Here is a 23,135-nt window from a genome sequence, read left to right as displayed (position 1 = left end):
TCCCCCCGTTATAGATCGAATTCGATATGGACCGTGTCCAGCGTCAGTTCCTTGCCGTTCAACGCGGCGTAGAGACCGCGCGCCGCCGCGTTGTCGGTATCGGTCAGCACCCACGCGATCTTGCAGCCGACGGCGCGGGCGCGGTCCAGCAGCGCGCCGAGCACCGCCCGGCCCAGGCCGCGGCCGCGATGGGTCGGCGCGGTGCCGACCTCGTTGACGAACAATTCGCGCGCCTTGTCCGGATGGATGTAGTCGACGCCCGAGGCGAAGGCGACGACCACGCCCTGGTCGATCGCCACCGCGATGTGGTGATGCGGATCGGCGAGGAATTCGCGCGCCAGCTCGGGCTCGATGTCGTTGTCGAACACGGCCGGCGCGACATGGGCGAGGATCGCTTCCTCGCCCGTCTCCAGCATGCGGACCTCTATGCTCACGCCTGTATCCAATGGGCGTAGGGCGCCGGCAGCGTCCATTTGTAGTCCTTGATCTCGAGCGCCTTCGCCGCGTGATAGGCCCATTGCGGATCGTCGAGCATGGCATGCGCCAGCATGATGAGATCGGCCTTACCGTCGCGGACGATGCCGTCGGCCTGCTTCGGCTCATTGATGAACCAGCCGACGCCGACCGGAATGCCGGCCTCTTTCTTGAAGCGCTCGGCGAAGGGCACCATGAAGGCCGGACCCCAGGGCACGCCCGACATGTCCGGCGTGTTGAAGCCGATGGAGACGTCCACCAGATCCAGCCCCAGCGCCTTCATGCGGCGAACCAGTTCGATCGATTCCTCCACCGTCTGGCTCTGCGGCACGAAGTCGGAGATGCCGAGCTTCGCGGTCAGCGGCAGGTTCGCCGGCCATACCTCGCGCACCGCGGCGAAGGTCTCCAGGAGGAAGCGGCTGCGGTTCTCGAAGCTGCCGCCATAGTCGTCGGTACGCTTGTTGGCGATGGGCGAGAAGAAGCTCTGCGCCAGATAGCCGTGGGCGAAATGCAGCTCCAGCCATTCGAAGCCGGCGGCGGCGGCGCGCCGTGCGGCGGCGGCGAAATCGTTCCGGACACGGACGATCTCGTCCTTCGTCATCGCATGGGGCACGCGCGGCAGGTTGCCGCCGAAGGCCTCGGCGGAGGGGCCGATGGGCTCCCAGGCGCGGGGATCATCCGGCTTCATATGGTCGTCGCCTTCCCAGGGCCGGTTGGCGGAGGCCTTGCGGCCGGCATGGGCGATCTGGATGCCGGGCACGGCGCCTTGCGCTTTGAGAAACCGCACGACGCGCTCCCATTGGCTGCCGCGATCGTCGGACCATATGCCGGTGTCGCCCGGCGTGATGCGCCCTTCGGGCGACACCGCGGTCGCTTCGGCGATGATCAGCCCTGCCCCGCCGACGGCGTGGCTGCCCAGATGCACGAGATGCCAATCGGTGATGCGTCCGTCGTCGGCGGAGTACTGGCACATCGGCGCGACGACGATGCGGTTCTTGAGCGTGACGTCTTTCAGCGTAAAGGGATCGAAGAGATTGGCCATGCGTACTCCGCGAGGTTGGTACCTGGATTCCTTATGGGGTCGGTGCCGCGGCTTTCAAGGCCTTGGCCAGGAGATCGGGCCGGTCGGTGCAGATGCCGTCGAGGCCGAGCGCGATCAGACGCTTCATGTCGGCGGGATCGTCGACCGTCCAGGCGCCGACTTTGAGGCCGAGCGATCTGGCATGCGCGACCGCCTCAGGCGTCGCATCGATATACGCGGGAAACCAGCCATCGCCGCCCGCCGCCTTGATCGCGCGCTGGATCGAGCCGCCGTAATTCACCGCGTCGAACCCCGCCGCCCAGGGCGATGTTCCGGTCTCAGCCCAATGACGCAGCAGGATATTGACCGGCTTGTCGCCTTCCCTGGCCGGGCCGAGGAAGGTGTCGAGTTCCATGGTGGTGAACCAGCATTCGACGCCGGGCGCGATCTTCTTCGCATGGATCAGGCCGGACCAGTCGAAGCCGACGAAGATGGTGCGGTCGAGATAATCCGCCTTCTTCAGGACGGCGACCGTGGCTTCCGCGAGCGCGATAGGATCGGCGGAGACGTCGCGGTCGGCGAAGGAGGTCTTGAGCTCGACCTGGAGCTTGAACGGCTTCCTCGCGGCGGACGTGATCTCGAGCACCTGCGCCAGCGTCGGGATCGTTTCGCCGTCGATCGGCATGGTGTGGGGATGCGACCGGCCATAGGGGCTGGCGGGATCGAGGCGGCCGATGTCGAAGGCGGTGAGTTCGTCCAGCGTAAGGTCCTTGATGCGCGGCGTCGGCCTGGTCAGCCATTTGCCGCCGAGGCGGCAGATCTCGGGCTTCAGGCGGAAATCGTGGAACACGACGACCTCGCCGTCCTTGGACAGCTGGACGTCGAGCTCGCTGCCGTCGCAGCCGCGCGCCACCGCGTCACGGAACGCGGCCAGCGTGTTCTCTGGATATAGTCCGGCACCGCCGCGATGGGCGAAGTTCAGGGTGGGCATGTCGCTGCCTCTCGGGGAGACGCGCTTTTACCCGAAATAGAAGACGCCGACGAGAAGCAGCGGCGTCGCGCGGTCGCTGTCCAGGATCGGCAGGATGATGAGCTCCATGTGAAGTTCCTCCACCGCGCCGCGTTTCAGGCTGGAATCGACGACCAGCGGCCGTCCCGTGGCGACGACCTGGAGGGCCGCCGCCAGATGATGGCGAAAATCCTCCGGCGGAAAGAGCGCCGACAGGAGCGTATTCCGGTCGACGGTGGCGAACCGGCGGCGCACCGAGGATCCGGCCAGCCGCACTCTGATGTCCGTGCCGTCCACCAGCGGCTGGTTGAGCATGATGTTGCGCAGGAGCGCGGCGATGGCCCGGGCCGGAACGTCGCGGCCGGCGACGAAGCCGTCGCCCCGCGCCATCACGGCCTGCCAATAGTCGAGCAGCCGCCGGGCACCGGGATGGCGCGGCTCAAGAACCGGCACGAAGTGATTGACCAGCCCGCTCTCCTCGATCGGTGCGTGCTGCAAGGCTGAACGCATGTCCGGCTGCCTTTTCGTGGAAAATACGGGCGAGCGCGATGGGCTCGGCGCGTTTCGGCGCGCCACGGAGGATAGCGCATGGCGCGGCGGCGGCGGTTAATCCAAGCCGTCAAATTGAATCCATCGCGCCCCGTCCGGCGCGGCGCCGCGCGCGGAAACCCGCGCGCTTGCTGGCGCAATGCGGATCGCGCGGACGGCCTAGGTAGATATCCCGATGCCGTCCGCGCGGCGCGTTCAATCCGCTTTGCGGTTCTTGCCGATGAAGCCGAACATGTGGCCGGCGACGTTGCGGATCTGGATCTCCTCGCTGCCCTCGGTGATGCGGTAGCGGCGGTGGTGGCGGTAGATGTGCTCGAACTGCTTGTGGCGCGAATAGCCCCAGCCGCCATGGACCTGCATTGCCCAGTCGGCGGCCTCGCAGACGAGACGGTTGCCGCGGTAGTTGCACATCGAGACCTTGTCGGAGAGATAGAGCTGGATCTCCGGTCCGGTCATGCGGTCCATCTCCCAGGCGGTGCGGTAGATCAGCCAGCGGATCATCTCCGCCTCGGTGTTGAGCTCGACCAGCGGCCATTGGATCGCCTGGTTGCGGCTGAGCGGCTTGCCGAAGGGCTTGCGCGTATTGGCGTAGTCGATGCTCTCGTCGATGCAATACTGCGCCGCGCCAACGCCGGAGGCGGCCTGGCGGATGCGGTTCTCGTGCACGAAATGGCGCGCCAGGACGAGGCCGTTGTCGACCGGTCCGAACACCGCGCTGTCGGGCACCCAGACATTGGTGAAGCTGACGCGGGCGTGGTCCGTCGGCATGTTGAAGGTCCACATATATTCCTCGATCTTCACCCCCTCGGCATCCATCGGCACGATCAGGCAGGTGAGGCCGCGCGCGTCGCCGTCCGGCCCCGAGGTGCGGCAGAACACCATGTCGTGGGTCGCGACATGGACGCCGGTGTTCCACATCTTCTCGCCGTTGATGCGCCAGCCGTTTCCGTCCTTGACCGCGCGGGTCTCCATCCAGGTCGCGTCGGAGCCGTGCTTGGGCTCGGTGAGGCCGAAGGCGATGCGGATCGTGCCGTTCAGCATGCCGGGCAGCAGGGTCTTCTTCTGCTCCTCCGTGCCGAAGTCGCGGTACATGAGAACCTGCGGGAAATTGCCGACGACGGAGCTTTCGTTCTGCAGGTCGTTGTGCAGGCCGAGGCCCTTGGCGGCGAGATGCTCGCGGATGATCGCCATGGCGAGGTTGCCGATATTCTTGCCGCCGAATTCCTCGGGCAGCGCCAGGCGCAGGAAACCCGCGGCATCGGCGCGCTTGCGCATCTCGCGCAAGAGCAGCTCCCATTCCTTGCGCGGCAGCCCGCCATGCTCGAAATCGGTGCGCGCCCATTCGCGGCGGTGATCGAAGAAACGGTCGTTGTCGTCCTGCTTTTGCAGCGGAACGATCTCGCGCTCGATGAAGGCGTCGATGTCGGCGAGCAGCGTCTTGATGTGGTCGGGAATGGCGAAGTCCATGGCGGCATCCTTCCGGGATAGTGGTTGCGCGAAGCGTAGCGCGGCGGCGCGCGCGCGGTCGAGCGGGCGGTGACGCAGCGGAAGTCGGCGCCCTCAGGACGGCGATTTGGCGGCGGTCGGCGCGGCGCCCGGCGCGACCTGGCGCAGGCAGGACTGCGCCAGGACGTGCCGCACCCGGTCGCCCTCGCCCAGCGGCAGCCACAGACCTTCCGTGTACAGATCGTGCAGCAGGCTGCCGGTGATGCGCCGCGAGATGCTGCGCGCCGGCTCGCCCGTGGCCGCCACATGGCGCAGCAGGGCCGCGAAGCGCAGGCGGATGCCGGGATCGGGATGCTGCGAGACGAGCTTGCCGGTCTGGTCGTCGTCGAGGCCGGGGAACACGCTGGTGCCGACGAGGCGGGCGCGGAAATCCGCGCCGCCGTCGATCACGTCGTAGATGTGGATGTAGCGCAAGCAGTGCTTGATGTCCCGGGGCAGGACGTCCGCGCGCGCCGGCATGCGCCGCTCGCCTTTCAGCCTGCCCCAATAGTCGAGCGTGAAGCGCAGATTGGCGTCTTCGACGCTCGCGGCCGGCAAGATGTCCGCGGGCACGGGCTCGGAATAATATCTGTGCCGGTCTTCTGGCGTCACCGCGGGACCACTCCAAACAATCGACGACCGCTCGGTCGCGCGAGCATAACAGAGTCGTGACGGCTTCGGCCGCAACGATTTTCCGCGTGTGCGGATGCGAAAGCGTTTCGCATCCTGCCGAGCGTGTTGGCACCGCTTGTTCGCGAGCGGAACGCGATCAGTTCGCGCGAAGAACAAGACGCGGTGAGCGAACGCGTCGGCTTGTCGACGCCGTCGGCGTCCGCCACACTTTGGCCCTGCGCAAAACGGAGAGCGGGCTTTCATGGCGGTACTCGACGACACGATCCAGCCGGCGGCGCGGGCGGCAAGCCCGGGGTACCAGGTGCTGCTGGTCGGCCTGCTCAGCCTGAATTTCGGCATCCTGTTCTTCGACCGCAACGCGCTGAATTTCCTGATGCCGTTCGTGAAGCCCGATCTCGGGCTCAGCAACACGGAGGTCGGCCTGACCGCCTCGGCGCTGTCCTTCAGCTGGGCGATCGCCACCATCGTCATCGGCGCCGCCTCCGACCGCAGCGGGCGGCGCAAGCCGCTCTTGATCGCCGCCACGATCGCGTTCTCGATCTGCTCGGTCCTGAGCGGGCTGGCGGCATCGTTCCTGACGCTGATGGGCGCGCGGCTTTTGATGGGCGTGGCCGATGGCGGCGTGGCGCCGATCTCGCAATCGATGACGGCGCTGGCGGTGGCGCCGGAGCGGCGCGGCCTCGCCATGGGCATCATGCAGAATCTCGGCTCGAACCTGTTCGGCTCGATCTTCGCGCCGGTGCTGCTGGTGATGTTCGCGACCGCCTATGGCTGGCACACCGCGTTCTACATCACCGCCCTGCCCGGCCTGGTGTCGGCGCTGCTGCTGTGGCTGTTCGTGCGCGAGCCCGAGGCGCAGGCCCATGAAGGCGCGTCCGACGAAACCTTCGCCGAGCGTTTCCGCTTCGTCCTCGCCCAGCGCAACATCGTGATCTGCGGGCTGATCTCGATCCTGCTGGTGTCCTATCTGGTGGTGTGCTGGGCGTTCATGCCGCTGTTCCTGACCGCGGTACGCGGCTTCTCGCCGGAGGCGATGGGCTGGCTGATGGCGATCCTCGGCGTCTCCGCGGCCATCGGCAGCTTCGCGGTGAGCGGCATCTCCGACCGCTTCGGGCGCAAGCCGGTGATGATCGTCGCCTCCTTCATGGGGGTGATCCTGCCCCTGGGCGCGATCTTCTTCGACGGCCCGGTCTGGATCCTGGCGGCGCTGTTCGCGGTCGGCTGGGTGCTGACGGGACTCTTCCCGCTGTTCATGGGCACGGTGCCGAGCGAATCCGTCGGGCCGCATCACATGGCGACCGCCATCGCGATGGTGATGAGCGTGGGCGAAATCGTCGGCGGCGTCCTCGCCCCGGCCCTGGCCGGCTATGCCGCCGACGGATGGGGCCTTGCAGCGCCGCTGTGGATCATGATCGGGCTGTGCCTGGCCGGCGGCCTGCTCGCCTTCGGCCTGCGCGAGACGGCGCCCGCCGTTGCAAAGTAATCGCGCCGCGAATTCTTTTTCACGGGTCGCTTGACTTGGTTTTTTCACGCGCCTAGAAGCCGCGTCGTCGCGGGCAATCGTGTCCGTGAATCGAACATGAGCAAGTCATGCAGCGCGAATGGAATGGCATCGCGAAACTGCCAAGCGGCTATCGGCCGTTTGACGGCGCACGCCCGGCTCATGGGAGCGGCCTCGCTTAAAGCGGGCCGACATCTGCCTTACCGCAGACCCTCCCGAGCCGCGCTCCGGAGGGTTTTTTGTTTCCTTTGCGGCGTCTCGTTCGAAAACAAAAACGCCGGCCCCGAGCCGGCACGGGAGACCCGGATCCCGGGCGCTCGCGCGAAGACGCGCGCGCGTCGCAAGCGCGGGGCCTGCCGGAGGGAACGGCGCGAGCGATCGCGGTCCACCGATGGCAGGGCGAACCAAAGAGGGTTCGCTATGGCGGCGCGACATTGTCCAGAGCGCCGCGACTGAATTTGTTTTTCGATTTGCCCGCGGGAAGCGGGCTCCGCGAACGCTGGTGGTGAAGATTTCGGATACTTCTCTCCACCTGCGGGAAACCGCCTTCAATCGATCGTACCGTGGAATCCGTCTGGAGAGACGGGTGCGTCGCGGGTCTCGGGGAAGCCGCAAGGCCGAACCTGCGTTTCGATTGTCGAACGCCGAGATCGCCCGTTCCCCAGCGTACTTTTTCAAACTGCCGGTGGTGAAGAGTCCTGTTGCATCGCCACGGTGAAGGCCGGCGGGTTCGAGACCCGCCCGGCGGCGCGCAAGCGCCGGCGTAGCTCAGCGGCAGAGCGTCATCGCCTCGCAAGAGGCAATACGGGACTCGACCGTTCCCCGGTGTCTCATCCGTTCGCCCGCAAGGGCGAAGGCGGTGGTGAAGATGTCTGTTACTTCGGATAGAGCGCCGCGCGAAAGCGCGGAGGCGCAGGGTTCAATGCCTGCCGGCCGCGAGGCCGTAGCTCAGCTCGGCCTTCGGGCAGCGACAGCATCGACCGTTCCCCTTCCCCGGCGCCTTATCACACGCGATCCGTGGTGAAGATTGCTGTTACTTCGTCTGTTAAACGAGAGGTCGCGGGTTCGAATCCCGCCGGGCGTTCCATGCGCCCGTAGCTCAGCGGATAGAGCGCTAGCCGAAGGGCGAAAGCCCGGAAGCGTCTCAGCATCGACCGTTCCCGGATCGCGTGATCGCTTCCGCCTTGACCGCGCCGCGTCATGCTGCTGCGCTGTCGGGGCCATAATTTTCTCCCCCGCTGTTGCGGGGGGACCGCGAAGCGGTGGAGAGGGCTGGGCAGGCCCCCTCCGCTTCGTTCGCTACGCTCACTCAGCACCGTTCGGCACGCATAACTACCTGATCAACGTCGCGTCCTACCAGAACGGCGTCGGCAGCGATGCGTGGACGAGGGTCAACGGCTTTTCGGAAGCGATCCTGGACTGGATCGCGGCCGCCGAAGAGCCGGCGTCCTAATCATTATCATCACAACAAGGGGCCCGGGCGCGCCAACAACGCGTCCGGGCGTATTCACATGTACAAAATCATTCACGAGGGCGGCGCGCCCATCAAGGCGTGGATCGAGGGCGTACCCCTCGAGGACGCCGCGCGCAATCAGCTCGTCAATGCGGCGGCGCTGCCGTTCATTCACGATCACATCGCGGTGATGCCGGACGTTCACTTCGGGCGCGGCGCGACGGTCGGTTCGGTCATCCCGACCAAGGGCGCCATTGTGCCCGCGGCGGTCGGTGTCGACATCGGCTGCGGCATGATGGCGGTCCACACCTCGCTTGCGGCGAGCGACCTGCCGGACTCGCTGGCGGAGATCCGCTCCGACATCGAGCGCGCGGTGCCGGTCGGCGGACAGGGCGCGGGCTCGGGGTGGAAGGGAAAGCTGGGAGGGATTCCCAATGCCATCTCGGCGCGCTGGGCCAAGCTGGACGACGGCTTCAGGGCGATCTGCGCGAAGACCCCGCACCTCGCCAAGGAGAACGCGCTCATCCATCTGGGCTCGCTCGGCAGCGGCAACCACTTCATCGAACTCTGCCTGGACGAGCAGGACGAGGTCTGGGTGATGCTGCATTCCGGCTCGCGCGGCATCGGCAATGCGATCGGCCGCACCTATATCGAGAAGGCGCGCGAGCTCCTGACCCAACGCGCGGTTCATCTGCCGGACAGGGACCTCGCCTGGCTGGCCGAGGGCGAAGCCGCGTTCGACGACTATGTCGAGGCGATGCTCTGGGCGCAGGACTTCGCGATGGAAAACCGCAAGGCGATGATGGAGCGCGTGTTGCGCGTGCTCCGCAATTCGCTGCGCGGCTTTACGACCGACAAGCTGGCCGTCAACTGCCACCACAACTACGTGTCGCGCGAAACGCATTTCGGCGCGCAAGTGTGGGTGACCCGCAAGGGTGCGGTGAAGGCCGGCAAGGGCGATCTGGGCATCATCCCGGGTTCGATGGGCGCCAAGTCGTTCGTCGTGCGCGGACTGGGCAACCCGGAATCGTTCGAGAGCTGTTCGCACGGCGCGGGCCGCGCCCTGTCGCGCACGGCGGCAAAGGCGCGGTTCACGGTCGAGGACCACGTCAAGGCGACCCAGGGCATCGAATGCCGCAAGGACGCCGGCGTCATCGACGAGACGCCGATGGCCTACAAGGACATCGACGCGGTGATGGCGGCGCAGGCCGATCTCGTCGAGATCGTCCACACGCTGCGCCAGGTCGTGTGCGTGAAGGGCTGAAGACTCTTCGTTGGTCGCGCAACTTACCACAACCGAAGTCGGTTGCCTGTTGCGCTCCATGGCGCCGGCGGCGAAAGCTGCCGGCGCTTTTTTTGTTTTCGCACCCGCGAACGTGACTTCATGGCCACGCATTGCAGCAATGCGCGGCGTCGCAATTCGGTGTGTTGACTTCGAAAGATTCGGGGCGTAACCCCAACGCATTCGCGGGCATGGGGCCCGCGGAGGCAACCGAGCGAGACTGATGCACAGTTCCGTACTCAAGGTCATCACGACAGCGCCCTTCCGCCGCAATGGCGGGAAGACCGCTTTCGTCGCTCGCGAGGCAACCGCGCGCTAGGGGATCGCCCTGGCGCAGACGTCCACCCTCCGAGCCCGGCTCCGGAGGGTTTTTTGTTGGCTTGCTGCCACCTTCGTGTCGGGTTCGGGTCTAAAAAAGACAAGTCCGTACCATGACCGATATCGCCGAACTCGATCTCGAACATGCCGGCCTTCCGGTAACGGGGCACGGCCTCGACGCCTGGATCGCCGAAGGCCGCGAGCTCCTGAAGCTCTCCGGTCCGCTCATCCTCACCCAGCTCGCGCAGATGGCGATCGGGGTGACCGACACCACCATGCTGGCGCGGTTCTCGACCACGGCGCTGGCCGGCGCGGTCCTGGGCAACACGCTGTTCTATTTCTGCTGGATCCTGGGAAGCGGGCCCACCGCGGCGGTGTCGCCGATGATCGCGCATATCCTGGGCGCCGATCCGACCAATACGCGCGACGTGCGCGTGGTGGCGCGGATGGGCTTCTGGTCGGTGGTGATGGTGGCGGCGCCGCTGATGGTGTTCCTGTGGTGCGCGAGGCCGATCCTGATCCTGCTCGGCCAGACGCCGGAACTCGCGGAAGCCGCGAGCAAATTCGTCGTGCCGCTGAGCTTCGGCCTGCCCTTCAGCCTGGGCTTCCAGGTGCTGCGCAACTATTCGACGGCGCTGTCGAAGCCGCGGGCGTCGCTGATCGTGGTCTCGCTCGCGGTGCTGTTCAACGCGCTGTTCGACTATGCGCTGATCTTCGGCCATTTCGGCGCGCCGCGGCTGGGGCTCATGGGATCTGGCATCGCGAGCGCGACGTCGTTCGCCTTCACCTTCCTCGCCATGCTGGCGGTGGTGCGGGTGACGCCGAAGCTGCACCGATATCGCATCTTCATCGACGCGCTGAGGCCGGACTGGGCAAAGCTCAAGGAGGTCTATGTGCTGGGCCTGCCGATCGGGTTCACCATGCTGTTCGAGGCGCTGCTGTTCTTCTCCTCGAACTTCATCATGGGCCATCTCGGCAAGGACGTGCTGGCGGCGCATATCGTCTCGCTCAACATCCCTTCGGTCACCTTCATGGTGCCCTTGGGCGTGGCGATGGCGGCGACGGTGCGCGTCGGCCTGGCCGCCGGCGCCAACGACGCGGAGGCGGTGCGCCGCGCCGGCTGGACGGCGATCGGCGTCGCGGCGCTGTTCATGTCGTTCTGCGCGGTGATCCTGGCCTTGTGGCCGTTCGAGATCGCTTCGCTGATCCTGCCGGCGACAAAGGAGAACCTGCCGGCGCTGGCGCTCGCGGTGACGTTCCTGCACGTGGCGGCGGCGTTCCAGCTGTTCGACGGCGTACAGGTGGCGGCGGCGCTCAGCCTGCGCGGCCTGAAGGACGCGCGGGCGCCGATGTGGATCGCGGGCGCGAGCTATTGGCTGGCGGGGTTTCCGGTCTGCATTTTCCTCGGCTTCGGCCTCGGGATGCAGGGGTTCGGGATCTGGATCGGGCTGGCCTTCGGGCTTCTGGTCGCCGCCGTGCTGCTGTGCTGGCGGTTCTGGTACCTGTCGCGCGGCCGGTAAGATGCGGCGTTTCCGCCGGTCGTTTCAGGCGGAAACGTCGCTATCTACCGCCTCGGACGGGGCCCGGGGCCGCAAACCACTATTGGTAAGTTCATAAGACCGGAGTATGGTGGATTCGATGAGGTTCGGGAAATACGCCATGCGCGCCTTGGGTATCGCCTTCGCAGTCCTTCTGGCCACGGCCGCGCCGGCCTTCGCCAACGGCATCGCGACCATCACGGCCCGCATCACGACCTATGCCCCGGCCGACATGGGCGGCGACGGGATTCCGACCATGACGCGCGGCACGCAATTCGCGATCGCCTGCGACGGCATTGCGTCGAGCAGCACCGACGTGCGCGTGGTGATGTCGCTGGACGGCAATGACGCGCCGACGGGCTATTCGGCGGTGCTGGCGACGCGGCAGACCGTGGCGCGCCATGCGGTGCAGGTCGAGGTGCCGGACGTTCCCGATCTCGCGAACCACACGGTGAAGGTGCGGGTCTACGTCACCGACGCGAAGGGCACGCGGGCCTGCGATGCGGGCCGGGTGCGGATCGTCTGATCAGAGTTTGTAGGGAATCCGAATCGTCGGATCGATCTTCGCGAAATCCTTTGCATCGCGCGTAACGAAGAGACGGCCCGTGACCTGCGCCGACGCCAGCGAGATCGCGTCGGGCACTTTCAGCCGATAGACCCTGCGCAGCCGAACGGCACGCTCGCTCACGGCGCCGTCCAGTGGAACAATCTCGAAGCGATCCAGAAATGCCCGCGTGCCGACCTCCGAGGCGGGCGTGGCGCCGACCATGACCTCGATCCACCCGATGGAGCTTATCGCCGCGCCCGGATGCCGCGAAAGCTCCGCGATCGCCGGCGGAACGCGATTGAGATAGTCGATCAGGATGCTCGTATCGACAAGCACGCCTACCATTCGGAGCGGATCTTGCGCTGATATTCCAGACCGTCGATCTTGCGGTCTCCCCACAGCCCGAACGCGGGATCGTCTTCGCCGAAGGAACGCTTCCGGCCGAGATAGTCGGTCACCGCCTCGCGAATGATCGCCGCGCGCGAAGTTTTGCGCGCCTTCGAAAGACGCGTCAGCTCCTTGAGCTGCTTTTCCGGGATGTCGACCAGCGTGCGCATAGCGATATCATAGTGATATCACCTCTATATATCAATCCTAGATAAACGGCAGCACCGCGATCACGCCCAGCGCGCCGGCGGCGATCCAGATCGCGATGCGGACGTGACGGGTCTGCGACACCTGCGCAGCGGCGATCAGCTTCACCGAATCCGGATGCAGCCGCACGCCGCCATCGGCCAGCATCGCCGAGACGATCTCGGCATTGCGCAGGAGCTGCGGCAGGTTCTGCGCCACGCGGCCCATCGCCGTCAGCCCGTCGGCGGCGTCGCGCAGCCGCGCCTCCGGACCCATGCGCTCGATCATCCATGTCTCGACCACGGGGCGGCTCGCCTCCCAGATGTCGAAATCCGGATCGAGCGAACGCGCCACGCCCTCGACCACCATCATCGTCTTCTGCAACAGGAGCAGCTGCGGCTGCGCCTCCATCTCGAAGCGGCGCGTGGTGTCGAACAGCTGCTGCAGCAGCCGCGCCATCGACACCTCCTTCACCGGGCGGCCGAAGATCGGCTCGCCGATGGCGCGCAGCGCCTGGGCGAAGGTCTCGACCGGATGATGCGCCGGCACGAAGGCGACGTCGTAATGGACCTGCGCCACGCGGCGGTAGTCGCGGGCGAGGAACCCGGCCAGCGTCTCCGCCATGAAGCGGCGCATGGACTCGTCGAGCCGGCCCATGATGCCGAAATCGACCGCGACGAGGCGGCCTTCCGCGTCGACGAAGAGATTTCCCGGATGCATGTCGGCATGGAAGAAGCCGTCGCGCAGCGCCTGGTTGAGAAAGCTGCGAATCACGAGCATGGCGATGCGCTTGGGATCGTGGCCGGCGGCGATCAGCGCGTCGCGGTCGCGGATCCCGATACCGTCGATCCATTCGCTGGTCATCACGCGGTCGGAGGTGCGGTTCCAATCTATATGCGGCACGCGGAAATCGGGATCGGCGCGCGTGCGCTCCTCCAGCTCCGAGGCGCCGGCGGCTTCCATGCGCAGGTCGAGTTCGAGCGCCACCGATACGGCCAGCGTTTCCACCACCGCGCGGGGGCGCAGGCGCCGGGCGTCCGGCAACCAGCGTTCGGCCAGGCGCGCGGCCAGCGCGAAGGCGGAAAGGTCGCGGCCGAAATCGGCGGCGATGTTGGGGCGCAGCACCTTCACCGCGACACGGACCGGCGGATCGGTGGCGGTGAGGCCGTCATGGACCTGGGCGATCGATGCTGCGGCGACGGGCTCCGACAGCGCGGCGAAGAGACTGTCGACGGGACGGTCGAGCGCGTCGGCGATGACCTTGCGCGCCTCGGCGGTGGGGAAAGGCGGCAGGCGGTCCTGGAGCTGTTCGAGTGCCGTCGCGACGTCTTCGCCGACGATGTCGGGCCGCGTCGCGAGCACCTGGCCGAGCTTGATATAGGCGGGGCCGAGACTTTCCAGCGCGCGCGCCAGGCGCACGCCGGGCGGTGCGGTGTCGTTCTTCGCGCGGCCGCTGCCGAGCAGGCGCCGCGCCAGCCGCGCCGAGGGCGGCAGCAGGGCTTCGTATTCCTTCGGAAACAGCGCGTCGTTGCGCGCGAGCACACGGGCGGCATGCCAGAGGCGGCGATAGTCCGCGAAGGCACTCATATCTTCCACGCCGAATGCATCGCCGCGATGCCGCCGGTGAGGTTGCGGACCTTCACCTGGGCGAGGCCCGCTTTCTCGATCATCTTCGCGAACGTCGCCTGCGGCGGGAAACGGCGGATGCTTTCGGCGAGATAGCGATAGGCCTCGGCGTCGCCGGCCACCATCGCGCCCAGCCGGGGCAGCACGTTCAGCGAATAGGCGTCGTAGAGCGCGTCGAGTCCCGGCGCGTCGACGCGGGAGAATTCGAGGCAGAGGAACCGTCCGCCCGGCTTGAGCACGCGGCGCGCCTCGGCCAGCGCCCTGTCGATATGCGTCACATTGCGGATGCCGAAGGCGATCGTATAGGCGTCCATGCTGGCACTCGGGATCGGCAGAGCTTCCGCATCGCCGGTGATCCATTCGATGGCGCGCTCGCCTTTCACTTCGGCGCGGCGGACGCCCTCGCCCACCATGTCGGCATTGATGTCGCAGACGACGATTTCCGCCTCGCCGCCGTGCTTGCGCACGACGTCCGCGATGCGGAAGGCGATGTCGCCGGTGCCGCCGGCGACGTCGAGCACGCGCCAGCCGGGGCGCGGATTGAGCCATTCGACGAAGGCGTCCTTCCACAGCCGGTGGACGCCGGCCGACATCAGGTCGTTCATCAGGTCGTATTTCGAGGCGACGGAGGAAAACACCTCGCGCACGAGGCGTTCCTTTTCGGCCTCCGGCACGTCGCGAAATCCGAAGCTGGCGGTGGTGTTGCTGTCGCTCATTGACCGAACCATACAATATTGTCATCCCGGACGCGTAGCGCAGCGAAGCGATCCGGGACCTATTGTGACGTTTCGCCATGGGGCCCGGCTCGCGCTCGCTTCGCTCGCTGGCCGGGATGACAGGATTAATGCATGCCCGAACTGCCCGAAGTGGAAACCGTCCGGATGGGGCTTTTGCCCGTGATGGAGGGCCATCGCTTCACCCATGTCGAGACGCGGCGCGGCGACCTGCGGGTCCCGTTCCCCAACGATTTCGCCGGGCGGCTGACAGGGCGGCGCGTGACGCGGCTGTGGCGGCGGGCGAAGTACATCCTGGGCGATCTCGACGACGGCGAGACGCTCGTCATCCATCTGGGCATGAGCGGGCGGATGAGCGTGCATGTCGGGGGCCATGCGAGGAAGCTCGGCACCTATGTCCACGACCTGGGCGACGCAACGGTCGGGACGGACAAGCACGACCATGTCGTGATGGATACCGACGCGCCGGCGCGGATCGTGTTCAACGACCACCGCCGCTTCGGGCTGATGCTGCTGGTCGAGACCGCGCAACTGGAGGAGCACAAGCTGTTCCAGGGGCTGGGCATCGAGCCGCTGTCGAACGGTTTCGACGCGGCCTATCTGGCGGCGGCGCTCAAGGGCAAAAAAACGCCGATCAAGTCGGCGCTGCTCGATCAGCGGGTGATCGCGGGGCTCGGCAATATATATGTGTGCGAGGCGCTGTTCCGGGCCGGGGTGTCGCCCAAGCGGCTGGCGGCGAAGGTGAGCGCCGACCAGATCGCGCGGCTGGTGCCCGCGATCAAGGCGGTGCTGCGCGAGGCGATCAAGGCGGGCGGCTCCTCGCTGCGCGATCACAAGCGGACCGACGGCGAGCTCGGCATGTTCCAGCACAATTTCGCGGTCTATGGCCGCGAGGGCGGGCCCTGCCCCGGCGGCGGCACGATCAAACGCATCGTGCAGGCGGGGCGCTCGACGTTCTATTGCCCGAAGTGTCAGCGGTAAGCCTACCCTCCCCTTGAGGGAGGGCAGCAGGCAATCCCAGCTATCACCCAGGCCGCGGCAGGGGCGTGCCGGTTTCGAGCAGGCTTTTCAGGCTCGACAGGATTTTCGGCCAGCCGCCCGACACCGCCTCTATGAACTTGGAATCCTTTTCCACCGCGTTCTCGTGGCGGACCGTCAGCTTGCACACATCGCCCTCGGCGGCGATCTCGTAAGTGCAGATGGCAAAGCCCTCGTCCTTCAGCTCGGGGCGGAATTCGTTGCGCCATCGGATCACGGCGCGGCGCGGCGGATCGACTTCCAGGATCTCGCCGGCGTCCGCGACGCGGCCGTCGGAGAATTTCATCGCCCAGGAGGCTCCCACCTTCCAGTCCGATTCCTGGGTCATGCCGAACCAGTACTGCTTGATGAACTCGGGCCTGGTGAGCGCCTCCCACAATTTCTCCGGCGTGGTGCGGATATAGGTGACGTAGACATATTGGCTCATGGCTCTTCCCTTTCGAGTCCCTTCTTCAGATCCGACAACGCACGCAGGCGGCCGCGCTCGAATTTGCCGATCCAACGGTCGGCGATGTCGAAGATCGGCACCGGATTGAGGAAATGCAGCTTCTCGCGGCCCCGGCGCTCGGTCGCCACGAGATTGGCGTCCTCCAAAATGTCCAGATGCTTGGACACCGCCTGGCGCGATATCGCCAATCCCTCGCACAGCTCACCCAATGTCTGCCCGTTTTCTTTGTGGAGGCGGTCCAGCAGGCGGCGGCGGCTCTTGTCCGCCAGCGCCTTGAAAACCGCATCCGTGCTCATGCGTCCTAATATGCAACCATTTTGTTGCATGTCAAGCGTGGAATGACGTCGACCGGAAATCGCGACGAACGCTAACCGCGTGCGAGCAGGAGTGCCTGGCCCAGATCCGCGCTGCGGGGCGCGACGACGTCCATCTGGTCGAGCACATGCGCCGGATCGGGCTGCAGGCCGCTCAGGATGATGCGCGTGCCGCGGTCGCGCGCCGCGGCGATGAACTTCGCCAGCGTGGCCGCGCCGGTCGCGTCGATCAGCGGCACCGCGTCCATCGAGAGGATGAGCGTCTTCGGCCGTCCGCCGGCGCGCGCCAGCACGTCCTCGAACGCCGCCGCGGCGCCGAAGAAGAACGGGCCGCTCAGGCGGAACACCTCGACGCCCGGCGGCAGCGAGCGGCGCGTGAGGGCGGTGCCGTCGGGCAGCATCAGCTCGTCGATCTCGTCCTCCAGCAGCGACAGGTTCAGCCGCGTCTCCGCGACCTCCGCCATGCGGTGCATGAACAAGAAGGAAGCCAGCACCAGGCCGACGCCGATGGCCATGGAGAGGTCGACGAACACGGTGAGCGCGAAGGTGAGGAGCAGGATCACCTTGTCGCCCGTGGGGCCCGACAGGATGCGGCGGAAGGAATCGATCTCCGCCATGTTCCAGCACACGATCAGCAGCACCGCGCCCAGCGCCGCCAGCGGCACGAAGGAGGCCAGCGGCGCCAGCGCCGCCAGGGTCGCGAGGATGGCGAGCGCGTGCACGATACCGGCGACCGGCGTGCGGGCGCCGGAGCGGATGTTCGTCGCGGTGCGCGCGATGGCGCCGGTCGCGGGGATGCCGCCCATGCAGGCGCTGGCGATGTTGGCGATGCCCTGGGCGACAAGCTCGCCATTGGAGCGGTGGCGGCGGCCCGTCATGCCGTCGGCGACGACGGCGGACAGAAGCGACTCGATGCCGCCGAGCACGAAGATCGTGAAGGCCGAGGGCACCAGTTCGCGCAGCTGCGCGAAGCCGACATGCGGCAGGTGCGGCGCCGGCAGCAGGTTCGGCAACTGGCCGAAGCGGGTGCCGATGGTCTCGACATGCAGGCCGAGGAACCAGACGGCGAGCGCCGCCGCGACCAGCGCGACGAGGAAGGCGGGGAGTTTCGGCGCGAAGCGGCGCATCAGCACGATCAGGCCGAGCGTACCGCCCGCCACCGCGAAAGCCGCCGGGTTGAGCGTGCCGATGGCGCCGGCATAGGCCTGCCATTTGCCCCAGACGTCGCCGGGCACGCCGTGCAGCGTCAAGCCGAGGATGTCGCCGACCTGACTGGAGAAGATGATGATCGCGATGCCGGACGTGAAGCCCGTCACCACGGGAAAGGGGATGTATTTGATATAGGAGCCGAGGCGCGCCAGACCGGCGATCATGAGCAGCACGCCCGCCATCAGCGTCGCGACCGCCAGCCCGTCATAGCCGTATTTGGCGACGACGTTGAACACGACCACGACGAAGGCGCCGGTCGGGCCGCCGATCTGGAAGCGGCTGCCGCCGAACGCCGAGATGCAGAAGCCGGCGACGATGGCGGTGAAGAGGCCGCGCTCCGGGGACACGCCGCTCGCGATGGCGAGGGCCAGAGACAGCGGCAGCGCGATGATGGCGACCGTCAGGCCGGCGAAGATGTCGGCGCGCAGATCGCCGAGGCGGTAGCCTTCCCGCAGGGCCGAGTAGAGCTTGGGCACGAAAAGATGCCAGCCGCCGCCTTGCGCGGGGGCGGGGGTTTCCACACTGTGGGGAGGCTCGAAATCTGCCGCGGAATCCACGGTTTGTACCACTCGGATATGCTTTCCATACATAAGATGTCATGTCTTAAACATCAATTTATGGATTTGACACGTGGTAAACGTACCTATGTGCCGGAACCAGGGGATGTCGCATGATCACCGCCGCCCAATTGCGAGCCGCCCGGGCGCTGGCCGGCATCGACCAGCGCCAGCTCGCCGAGAAGTCGGAACTGTCGGTTCCCACCATCCAGCGGATGGAGGCCAGCGAGGGCGTGATCCGCGGCAATGTCGATTCGCTGATGAAGCTGGTGCGGGCGCTGGAAACACTCGGGATCGAGCTTCTGAACGAGGGCACTGCCAGCACCGGCGGCGGCCGCGGTGTAAGATTGCGCGCATAGGAGCACGGAGCCAGGCATGACCAACCATCTCAACATCGTCGCCACGATCGAGGGCAAGGTCGGCGTCGTCACGCTGAACCGGCCCAAGGCGCTCAATGCGCTCAACTCCGAACTGCTCGGCGAGCTGGTGACCCAGCTCGAAGCCTGGGACCGCGACGACGCGGTGCGCTGCATCGTGCTGACCGGATCGGAGCGCGCCTTCGCGGCCGGCGCCGACATCAAGGAGATGGCGCCCAAATCCTACATGGACATGTACCGGGAGAATTTCTTCGCCGAGGCGAACGACCGCATTTCGGCGATCCGCAAGCCGATTATCGCCGCCGTCGCCGGCTGGGCGCTGGGCGGCGGCTGCGAGCTCGCCATGCTCTGCGACTTCATCATCGCGGCCGACACGGCGAAATTCGGCCAGCCGGAGATCACACTCGGCGTCATGCCCGGCATCGGCGGCAGCCAGCGGCTGACGCGCTTCATCGGCAAGTCCAAGGCGATGGAGATGTGCCTGACGGGCCGCAACATGGACGCCGCCGAGGCCGAGCGCGCCGGCCTCGTCAGCCGCGTCGTGCCGGCAGCAGATCTGCTGGCCGAGGCGATGAAGGCGGCCGCCAAGATCGCCGAGCAGTCGCTTCCCATCGTGATGATGACCAAGGAGGCGGTGAACCGCGCCTATGAGACGACGCTGAGCGAGGGCGTGCGTTTCGAGCGGCGGCTGTTCCATTCCATGTTCGCCACCGCCGACCAGAAGGAAGGTATGGCCGCCTTCGCCGAGAAGCGGAAGGCGAATTTCACGGACAGATAATGGCTCCGCGCGTCCTGATCGTCGGCGGCACGCGCTTCATCGGCGCCCATGTCGCGCGACGACTGTTCGATGCGGGCGCCGCGGTCACGGTCTTCCACCGCGGCACCACCGACAATCCGATCCTGCCGCCGGTGATGCATATCCGCGATCCGTCGGCCGAATATCCCATCGCGGCCTATCCCGAAGCGGTTCGCGCGCGGGATTGGGACGTCGTGGTCCTCATGGTGACGATGGGCGAGGCCGATGCGCGGGCGGCAGTGGACTGTTTCACCGGCAGGACGGAACGCCTTGTGCTGATCTCCAGCGGCGACGTCTATCGCGCCTATGGGCGGTTGACCGGGCATGAGCCGGGACCGCCCGATCCGGTACCGCTGACCGAGGATGCCCCGTTGCGCGGCGCGCTCTATCCCTACCGCGCCCAGGCGGCGGCGCTCGGCGCCTATGCCCGGGACTACGAGAAGATCCTCGCCGAGATCGTCCTGCGCGAGGCCGTCCTGCCCTCGACGATCCTGCGCCTGCCGAAAGTCTATGGGCCGGAAGACAATGCGGGGTTGGCGACGGTCTACGGGTTCGCGTCGCAGCCGCATTGGCGCTGGACCCATGGCCATGTCGACAATGTCGCCGCCGCCATCGCGCTGGCGGCGGGCCATCCGGCGGCGGCCGGCCGCACCTACAATGTCGGCGAGGCGGCGACCCCGACCATGGGCGAGAGGCTGGCGCGGCTTCCCGGCCGCGGCGGCGGCGGCTTGGCACCGCCTTTCGACTACCGCCAAGACATGGCGGTCGACACCGGCCGCATCCGGAAGGAGCTAGGATTTTCCGAGCCGATGGACGAGGATGACGCGATGCAGCGCCTCGCGGAAAAAAGCCGCGAAAAGCGGCCTTCGTGATTTGACCCCCGACCCGGACGGGGTTATACGCCCGCCTCCGATTTCGAGCAGGAAGACCTGATGCCCAATATCGCCTCGTCCAAGAAGCGCGTCCGCACCACGGCCAAGCGGACCCAGATCAACCAGGCGCGCAAGACGCGCGTCCGCGGCTTCGTCCGCAAGGTCGAGGAAGCGCTGACCAAAGGCGACAAGGCGGCGGCGCAGGCGGCCCTCAAGGCGGCGGAACCGGAGATCATGCGGGGCGTTTCCAAGGGCATCCTGCACAAGAACACCGGCGCCCGGAAAGTCTCGCGCCTCACCAAGCGGCTCGCCAAGCTCGGCGAATAGCTGAGTCCTTTTGAGGATTCTCCGTTACCGCATTGCGGCGGGCGTTTTATTGTCCGTAGACTGAAATTCTTTGTACAGGCGCATTGCTGCGACGCAGCGACACGGAACTGTCGCTTAAGTGTCTGATTCGGTGGGGCAACGTGTCGAAGTCGAAAATCCTTATACGGACAAAAGGGTTAGGCCGATATCAATGTGATACAGAATCGTCAACGTTCTCTAAGCGTTCACTTGCCAGCGATTCGGAAATGCGTGAGATTAACCTTCGTTCGGTGGCAAGAGAAAAAAGATGTCGAACAAATCACCAAAGATAAGAACAGTATTCGAGACATCGACGCAGTATTTCAGCACCGACTGCAAATACTGTAACCACTGAATTCCTGAAATCTCCGACCGTGCAGACTGGGCTTTGCCCGGTCGGCGTGGAATTTTGCCGGGACCTTCGACCGATGGCAGCCGATAATCCTTCTTCCGACTACGCTGGCGACTTGAGCGTCCTGGACGCCTGGGCGCTGCTCAAGAGCGACCCCCGGGCGCGGCTGGTCGACGTGCGGACCAATGCGGAGTGGAACTTCGTCGGCATCCCCGATCTCAGCGAGCTCGGCCGCGAGGTCGCGCTGGTCCAGTGGCAGGTCTTCCCCACCATGCAGGTCAATCCGGGCTTCGTAGCCGAGGCCGAGGGGGACGCCGCCGACAAGAGCGCGCCGGTCCTGTTCCTCTGCCGCTCGGGCGCGCGCTCGCGCGCCGCGGCCATCGCCATGACCCGAGCCGGCTATGCCAAGGCCTACAACGTCGCGGGCGGCTTCGAGGGCGACCTCGACGGCGAGCGCCATCGCGGCCTCAAGAACGGTTGGAAGGCCTCCGGCCTCCCTTGGAAACAGACGTGACGGAACGCAGGGGAGGTTCGACGTATGCGACGAGGAATTGCGGCCTAGAACAGGCCGCGTGAAGGACGAACCGGGCGCAAAGCCCGGACCGAACAAGGGCACGCCGGCGCATAAGACGCCGGACAAGCGAGGCGGGTAAAGTAATGGGACAGATGACGAGTAAGCCGATGCGGCCGGATTGGCCGGCGGCCTGGGCGGGCGCGCGCGAGCGGCTGCGCCGCGAATTGGGCGATGCGGTGTTCGATGCCTGGATCGGACCGCTGACGCTGGACGGTTTCGACAAGGACGAGATCCGGATCGGGACGACCAAGTCGTTCATCCGCAACTGGGTCGCCGAACGCTACGTCACCCGCATCGAGCGTGCGCTGCGCGGCGAAGGGGCCGAGCCGCAATCCATCGCCATCATCCTCGTCACGCCCAAGCCGGTCGTCGGCGGCGGGCTGGTGCGCGAGCTTCCGCGCGCCGAAGCGCAGAGCGTCGCCGTCGACCACGCCGAAGACGAGCCGGTCACCGAGGCGACCAAGGGGCTTTGGACCCGCATGCTGCATCCGCAGCAGACCTTCGACACCTTCGTGGCCGGTCCGGCGAACGAGTTCGGCCTGTCGGCTGCGCGGAGCTTCTCCGAGGGCGCGCAGAGCGACCTCACTTTGCTCTACATCCATGGCGGCTTCGGCTTCGGCAAGACGCATCTGCTGAACGCCGCGGCGCTGGAATTCCGCAAGCGCGGCAAGCGCGCGCTGTTCCTGCGCTCGGAGGACTTCATGCGCCACTTCCTGGGCGCGCTCTATCGCAAGGACACGCTGGCCTTCAAGGAGGAGCTGCGCACCGCCGAAGTGCTGCTGATCGACGACCTGCAGCATATCTGCCGCTCCACCGCGACGGCGTCGGAGTTCCTCTACACCGTCAACGCGTTCTCCGATCTGCGCCGCCGCGTGGTGATCGCGGCGGACCGCGCCCCCGCGGCGCTCGAAGGGCTGGGCGCCGACGTGAAGTCGCGGCTGGCCGGCGGCCTCGTCGTGACGCTCGACAAGCCCGACCGCGCGACGCGGCTGGCGATCCTGAAGGCGCGCGCCGCCGATTTCGCGCGGCACAAGCCGCAAGCCCTGCTGCCCAACGACGTGCTGGAGCACATCGCCGACATGGACGATGCCTCTCCGCGCGAGCTGATCGGCGTGTTCACCAAGCTGGCGACCTATACCGACCTGACCAAGAAGCCGGTGACGCTGGAGACCATCGAGGACGTGGTGGGCCTGCGCAGCGCGCCGGGCGCCAAAACCTCGATCGAGGACATCCAGAGGAAGACCGCGGAGTATTACAAGCTCGATGTGCGCGACTTCCACTCGCCGCAGCGGGCCCGCCGCGTGGCGCGGCCGCGCCAGGTCGCGATGTACCTGTCGCGCAAGCTGACCTCGCGCTCCCTGCCGGAGATCGGCCGGCGTTTCGGCGGCCGCGACCACACCACCGTGCTGCATGCCTGCCGCCGCGTCGAGGCGCTGTGCGTCGAGGACAAGAACTTCCGGCAGGAGGTCGAATTCCTGCGGGATCTGCTGGCGCGCAGCCGTTAGCCGGA

Annotated in this window: 24 protein-coding genes and 1 tRNA gene; 12 read left to right on the top strand and 13 right to left on the bottom strand. The window is 66.5% G+C overall.

What is annotated here, in order from left to right; genetic code table 11:
- Positions 1–8 precede the first annotated feature (8 nt).
- From WDN01_04260 to WDN01_04235, 6 genes are all read right to left on the bottom strand, one after another.
- The gene (locus tag WDN01_04260) at positions 9–434 is read right to left on the bottom strand and encodes a GNAT family N-acetyltransferase (GenBank protein ID MEJ0025223.1); all 426 of its coding nucleotides are present in this window, start codon (positions 432–434) and stop codon (positions 9–11) included.
- Positions 431–1,516, bottom strand: a complete 1,086-nt coding sequence (locus WDN01_04255; GenBank protein MEJ0025222.1) for an NADH:flavin oxidoreductase/NADH oxidase — start codon at positions 1,514–1,516, stop codon at positions 431–433. The genes WDN01_04260 and WDN01_04255 overlap by 4 nt, the downstream gene beginning before the upstream one ends.
- Before the next feature lie 31 nt (positions 1,517–1,547).
- On the bottom strand, positions 1,548–2,486 hold the full coding sequence (locus WDN01_04250) for a glycerophosphodiester phosphodiesterase family protein (protein ID MEJ0025221.1): 939 nt from the start codon (positions 2,484–2,486) through the stop codon (positions 1,548–1,550).
- A gap of 27 nt (positions 2,487–2,513) precedes the next feature.
- A complete protein-coding gene (locus WDN01_04245; GenBank protein ID MEJ0025220.1) occupies positions 2,514–3,014 on the bottom strand; it encodes a PAS domain-containing protein in 501 nt (166 codons plus the stop codon).
- A gap of 234 nt (positions 3,015–3,248) precedes the next feature.
- Entirely contained in the window at positions 3,249–4,520 is a 1,272-nt protein-coding gene (locus tag WDN01_04240) for an acyl-CoA dehydrogenase family protein (protein ID MEJ0025219.1), read from the bottom strand.
- Between the two features lie 93 nt (positions 4,521–4,613).
- Positions 4,614–5,150, bottom strand: coding sequence for a PAS domain-containing protein (locus WDN01_04235; protein MEJ0025218.1), 537 nt, complete (start codon positions 5,148–5,150; stop codon positions 4,614–4,616).
- Between the two features lie 262 nt (positions 5,151–5,412).
- Between WDN01_04235 and WDN01_04230 the strand changes: the two genes are divergently transcribed.
- The 5 genes from WDN01_04230 to WDN01_04210 all read left to right on the top strand — a co-directional run bounded on the left by WDN01_04230 (position 5,413) and on the right by WDN01_04210 (position 11,789).
- Entirely contained in the window at positions 5,413–6,654 is a 1,242-nt protein-coding gene (locus WDN01_04230; protein MEJ0025217.1) for an MFS transporter, read from the top strand.
- A 1,026-nt stretch (positions 6,655–7,680) separates the two neighbouring features.
- Positions 7,681–7,759: transfer RNA gene (locus tag WDN01_04225), tRNA-Asn, on the top strand.
- Between the two features lie 424 nt (positions 7,760–8,183).
- The gene (locus tag WDN01_04220) at positions 8,184–9,389 is read left to right on the top strand and encodes an RtcB family protein (protein ID MEJ0025216.1); all 1,206 of its coding nucleotides are present in this window, start codon (positions 8,184–8,186) and stop codon (positions 9,387–9,389) included.
- Positions 9,390–9,838: 449 nt separating this feature from the next.
- On the top strand, positions 9,839–11,245 hold the full coding sequence (locus WDN01_04215; protein MEJ0025215.1) for an MATE family efflux transporter: 1,407 nt from the start codon (positions 9,839–9,841) through the stop codon (positions 11,243–11,245).
- A 139-nt stretch (positions 11,246–11,384) separates the two neighbouring features.
- Complete coding sequence (locus WDN01_04210) at positions 11,385–11,789, top strand: hypothetical protein (protein ID MEJ0025214.1); 405 nt, start codon at positions 11,385–11,387, stop codon at positions 11,787–11,789.
- On the opposite strand, the gene WDN01_04205 is transcribed toward WDN01_04210, so the two are convergent.
- The 4 genes from WDN01_04205 to ubiE are packed head-to-tail and all read right to left on the bottom strand — an operon-like array spanning position 11,790 to position 14,725.
- Complete coding sequence (locus WDN01_04205) at positions 11,790–12,155, bottom strand: type II toxin-antitoxin system VapC family toxin (protein ID MEJ0025213.1); 366 nt, start codon at positions 12,153–12,155, stop codon at positions 11,790–11,792.
- Complete coding sequence (locus WDN01_04200) at positions 12,149–12,367, bottom strand: CopG family transcriptional regulator (GenBank protein ID MEJ0025212.1); 219 nt, start codon at positions 12,365–12,367, stop codon at positions 12,149–12,151. The genes WDN01_04205 and WDN01_04200 overlap by 7 nt, the downstream gene beginning before the upstream one ends.
- Positions 12,368–12,404: 37 nt before the next feature.
- On the bottom strand, positions 12,405–13,970 hold the full coding sequence (ubiB, locus tag WDN01_04195) for a 2-polyprenylphenol 6-hydroxylase (GenBank protein ID MEJ0025211.1): 1,566 nt from the start codon (positions 13,968–13,970) through the stop codon (positions 12,405–12,407).
- Positions 13,967–14,725 carry a bifunctional demethylmenaquinone methyltransferase/2-methoxy-6-polyprenyl-1,4-benzoquinol methylase UbiE gene (gene ubiE / locus WDN01_04190; GenBank protein MEJ0025210.1) on the bottom strand — a complete coding sequence of 253 codons (759 nt, stop codon included), beginning with the start codon at positions 14,723–14,725 and terminating at the stop codon, positions 13,967–13,969. The genes ubiB and ubiE overlap by 4 nt, the downstream gene beginning before the upstream one ends.
- Positions 14,726–14,857: 132 nt before the next feature.
- On the opposite strand from ubiE, the gene mutM reads away from it, so the two are divergent.
- Entirely contained in the window at positions 14,858–15,724 is an 867-nt protein-coding gene (mutM, locus tag WDN01_04185) for a bifunctional DNA-formamidopyrimidine glycosylase/DNA-(apurinic or apyrimidinic site) lyase (protein ID MEJ0025209.1), read from the top strand.
- Positions 15,725–15,767: 43 nt separating this feature from the next.
- On the opposite strand, the gene WDN01_04180 is transcribed toward mutM, so the two are convergent.
- The 3 genes from WDN01_04180 to WDN01_04170 form a co-directional block, all read right to left on the bottom strand.
- Entirely contained in the window at positions 15,768–16,208 is a 441-nt protein-coding gene (locus WDN01_04180; protein ID MEJ0025208.1) for an SRPBCC family protein, read from the bottom strand.
- Entirely contained in the window at positions 16,205–16,525 is a 321-nt protein-coding gene (locus tag WDN01_04175) for a metalloregulator ArsR/SmtB family transcription factor (protein MEJ0025207.1), read from the bottom strand. Before WDN01_04175 ends, WDN01_04180 begins: the two co-directional genes overlap by 4 nt.
- A gap of 71 nt (positions 16,526–16,596) precedes the next feature.
- Positions 16,597–18,228, bottom strand: a complete 1,632-nt coding sequence (locus tag WDN01_04170) for a SulP family inorganic anion transporter (protein ID MEJ0025206.1) — start codon at positions 18,226–18,228, stop codon at positions 16,597–16,599.
- Positions 18,229–18,422: 194 nt separating this feature from the next.
- Between WDN01_04170 and WDN01_04165 the strand changes: the two genes are divergently transcribed.
- The 6 genes from WDN01_04165 to dnaA all read left to right on the top strand — a co-directional run bounded on the left by WDN01_04165 (position 18,423) and on the right by dnaA (position 23,130).
- Positions 18,423–18,668 carry a helix-turn-helix domain-containing protein gene (locus WDN01_04165; protein ID MEJ0025205.1) on the top strand — a complete coding sequence of 82 codons (246 nt, stop codon included), beginning with the start codon at positions 18,423–18,425 and terminating at the stop codon, positions 18,666–18,668.
- A gap of 16 nt (positions 18,669–18,684) precedes the next feature.
- The gene (locus WDN01_04160) at positions 18,685–19,464 is read left to right on the top strand and encodes an enoyl-CoA hydratase (GenBank protein MEJ0025204.1); all 780 of its coding nucleotides are present in this window, start codon (positions 18,685–18,687) and stop codon (positions 19,462–19,464) included.
- Positions 19,464–20,354, top strand: coding sequence for an NAD-dependent epimerase/dehydratase family protein (locus WDN01_04155; protein MEJ0025203.1), 891 nt, complete (start codon positions 19,464–19,466; stop codon positions 20,352–20,354). Before WDN01_04160 ends, WDN01_04155 begins: the two co-directional genes overlap by 1 nt.
- A 60-nt stretch (positions 20,355–20,414) precedes the next feature.
- Positions 20,415–20,681, top strand: a complete 267-nt coding sequence (gene rpsT / locus WDN01_04150; GenBank protein ID MEJ0025202.1) for a 30S ribosomal protein S20 — start codon at positions 20,415–20,417, stop codon at positions 20,679–20,681.
- Between the two features lie 485 nt (positions 20,682–21,166).
- Complete coding sequence (locus WDN01_04145; GenBank protein ID MEJ0025201.1) at positions 21,167–21,565, top strand: rhodanese-like domain-containing protein; 399 nt, start codon at positions 21,167–21,169, stop codon at positions 21,563–21,565.
- Between the two features lie 152 nt (positions 21,566–21,717).
- Positions 21,718–23,130 carry a chromosomal replication initiator protein DnaA gene (gene dnaA / locus WDN01_04140; protein MEJ0025200.1) on the top strand — a complete coding sequence of 471 codons (1,413 nt, stop codon included), beginning with the start codon at positions 21,718–21,720 and terminating at the stop codon, positions 23,128–23,130.
- Positions 23,131–23,135 lie beyond the last annotated feature (5 nt).

This window comes from Rhizomicrobium sp., from assembly GCA_037200985.1.
Lineage (GTDB): Bacteria > Pseudomonadota > Alphaproteobacteria > Micropepsales > Micropepsaceae > Rhizomicrobium.
Note: the sequence above shows the minus strand (reverse complement) of the source record. Positions and strands in the feature narration are given on the sequence as shown.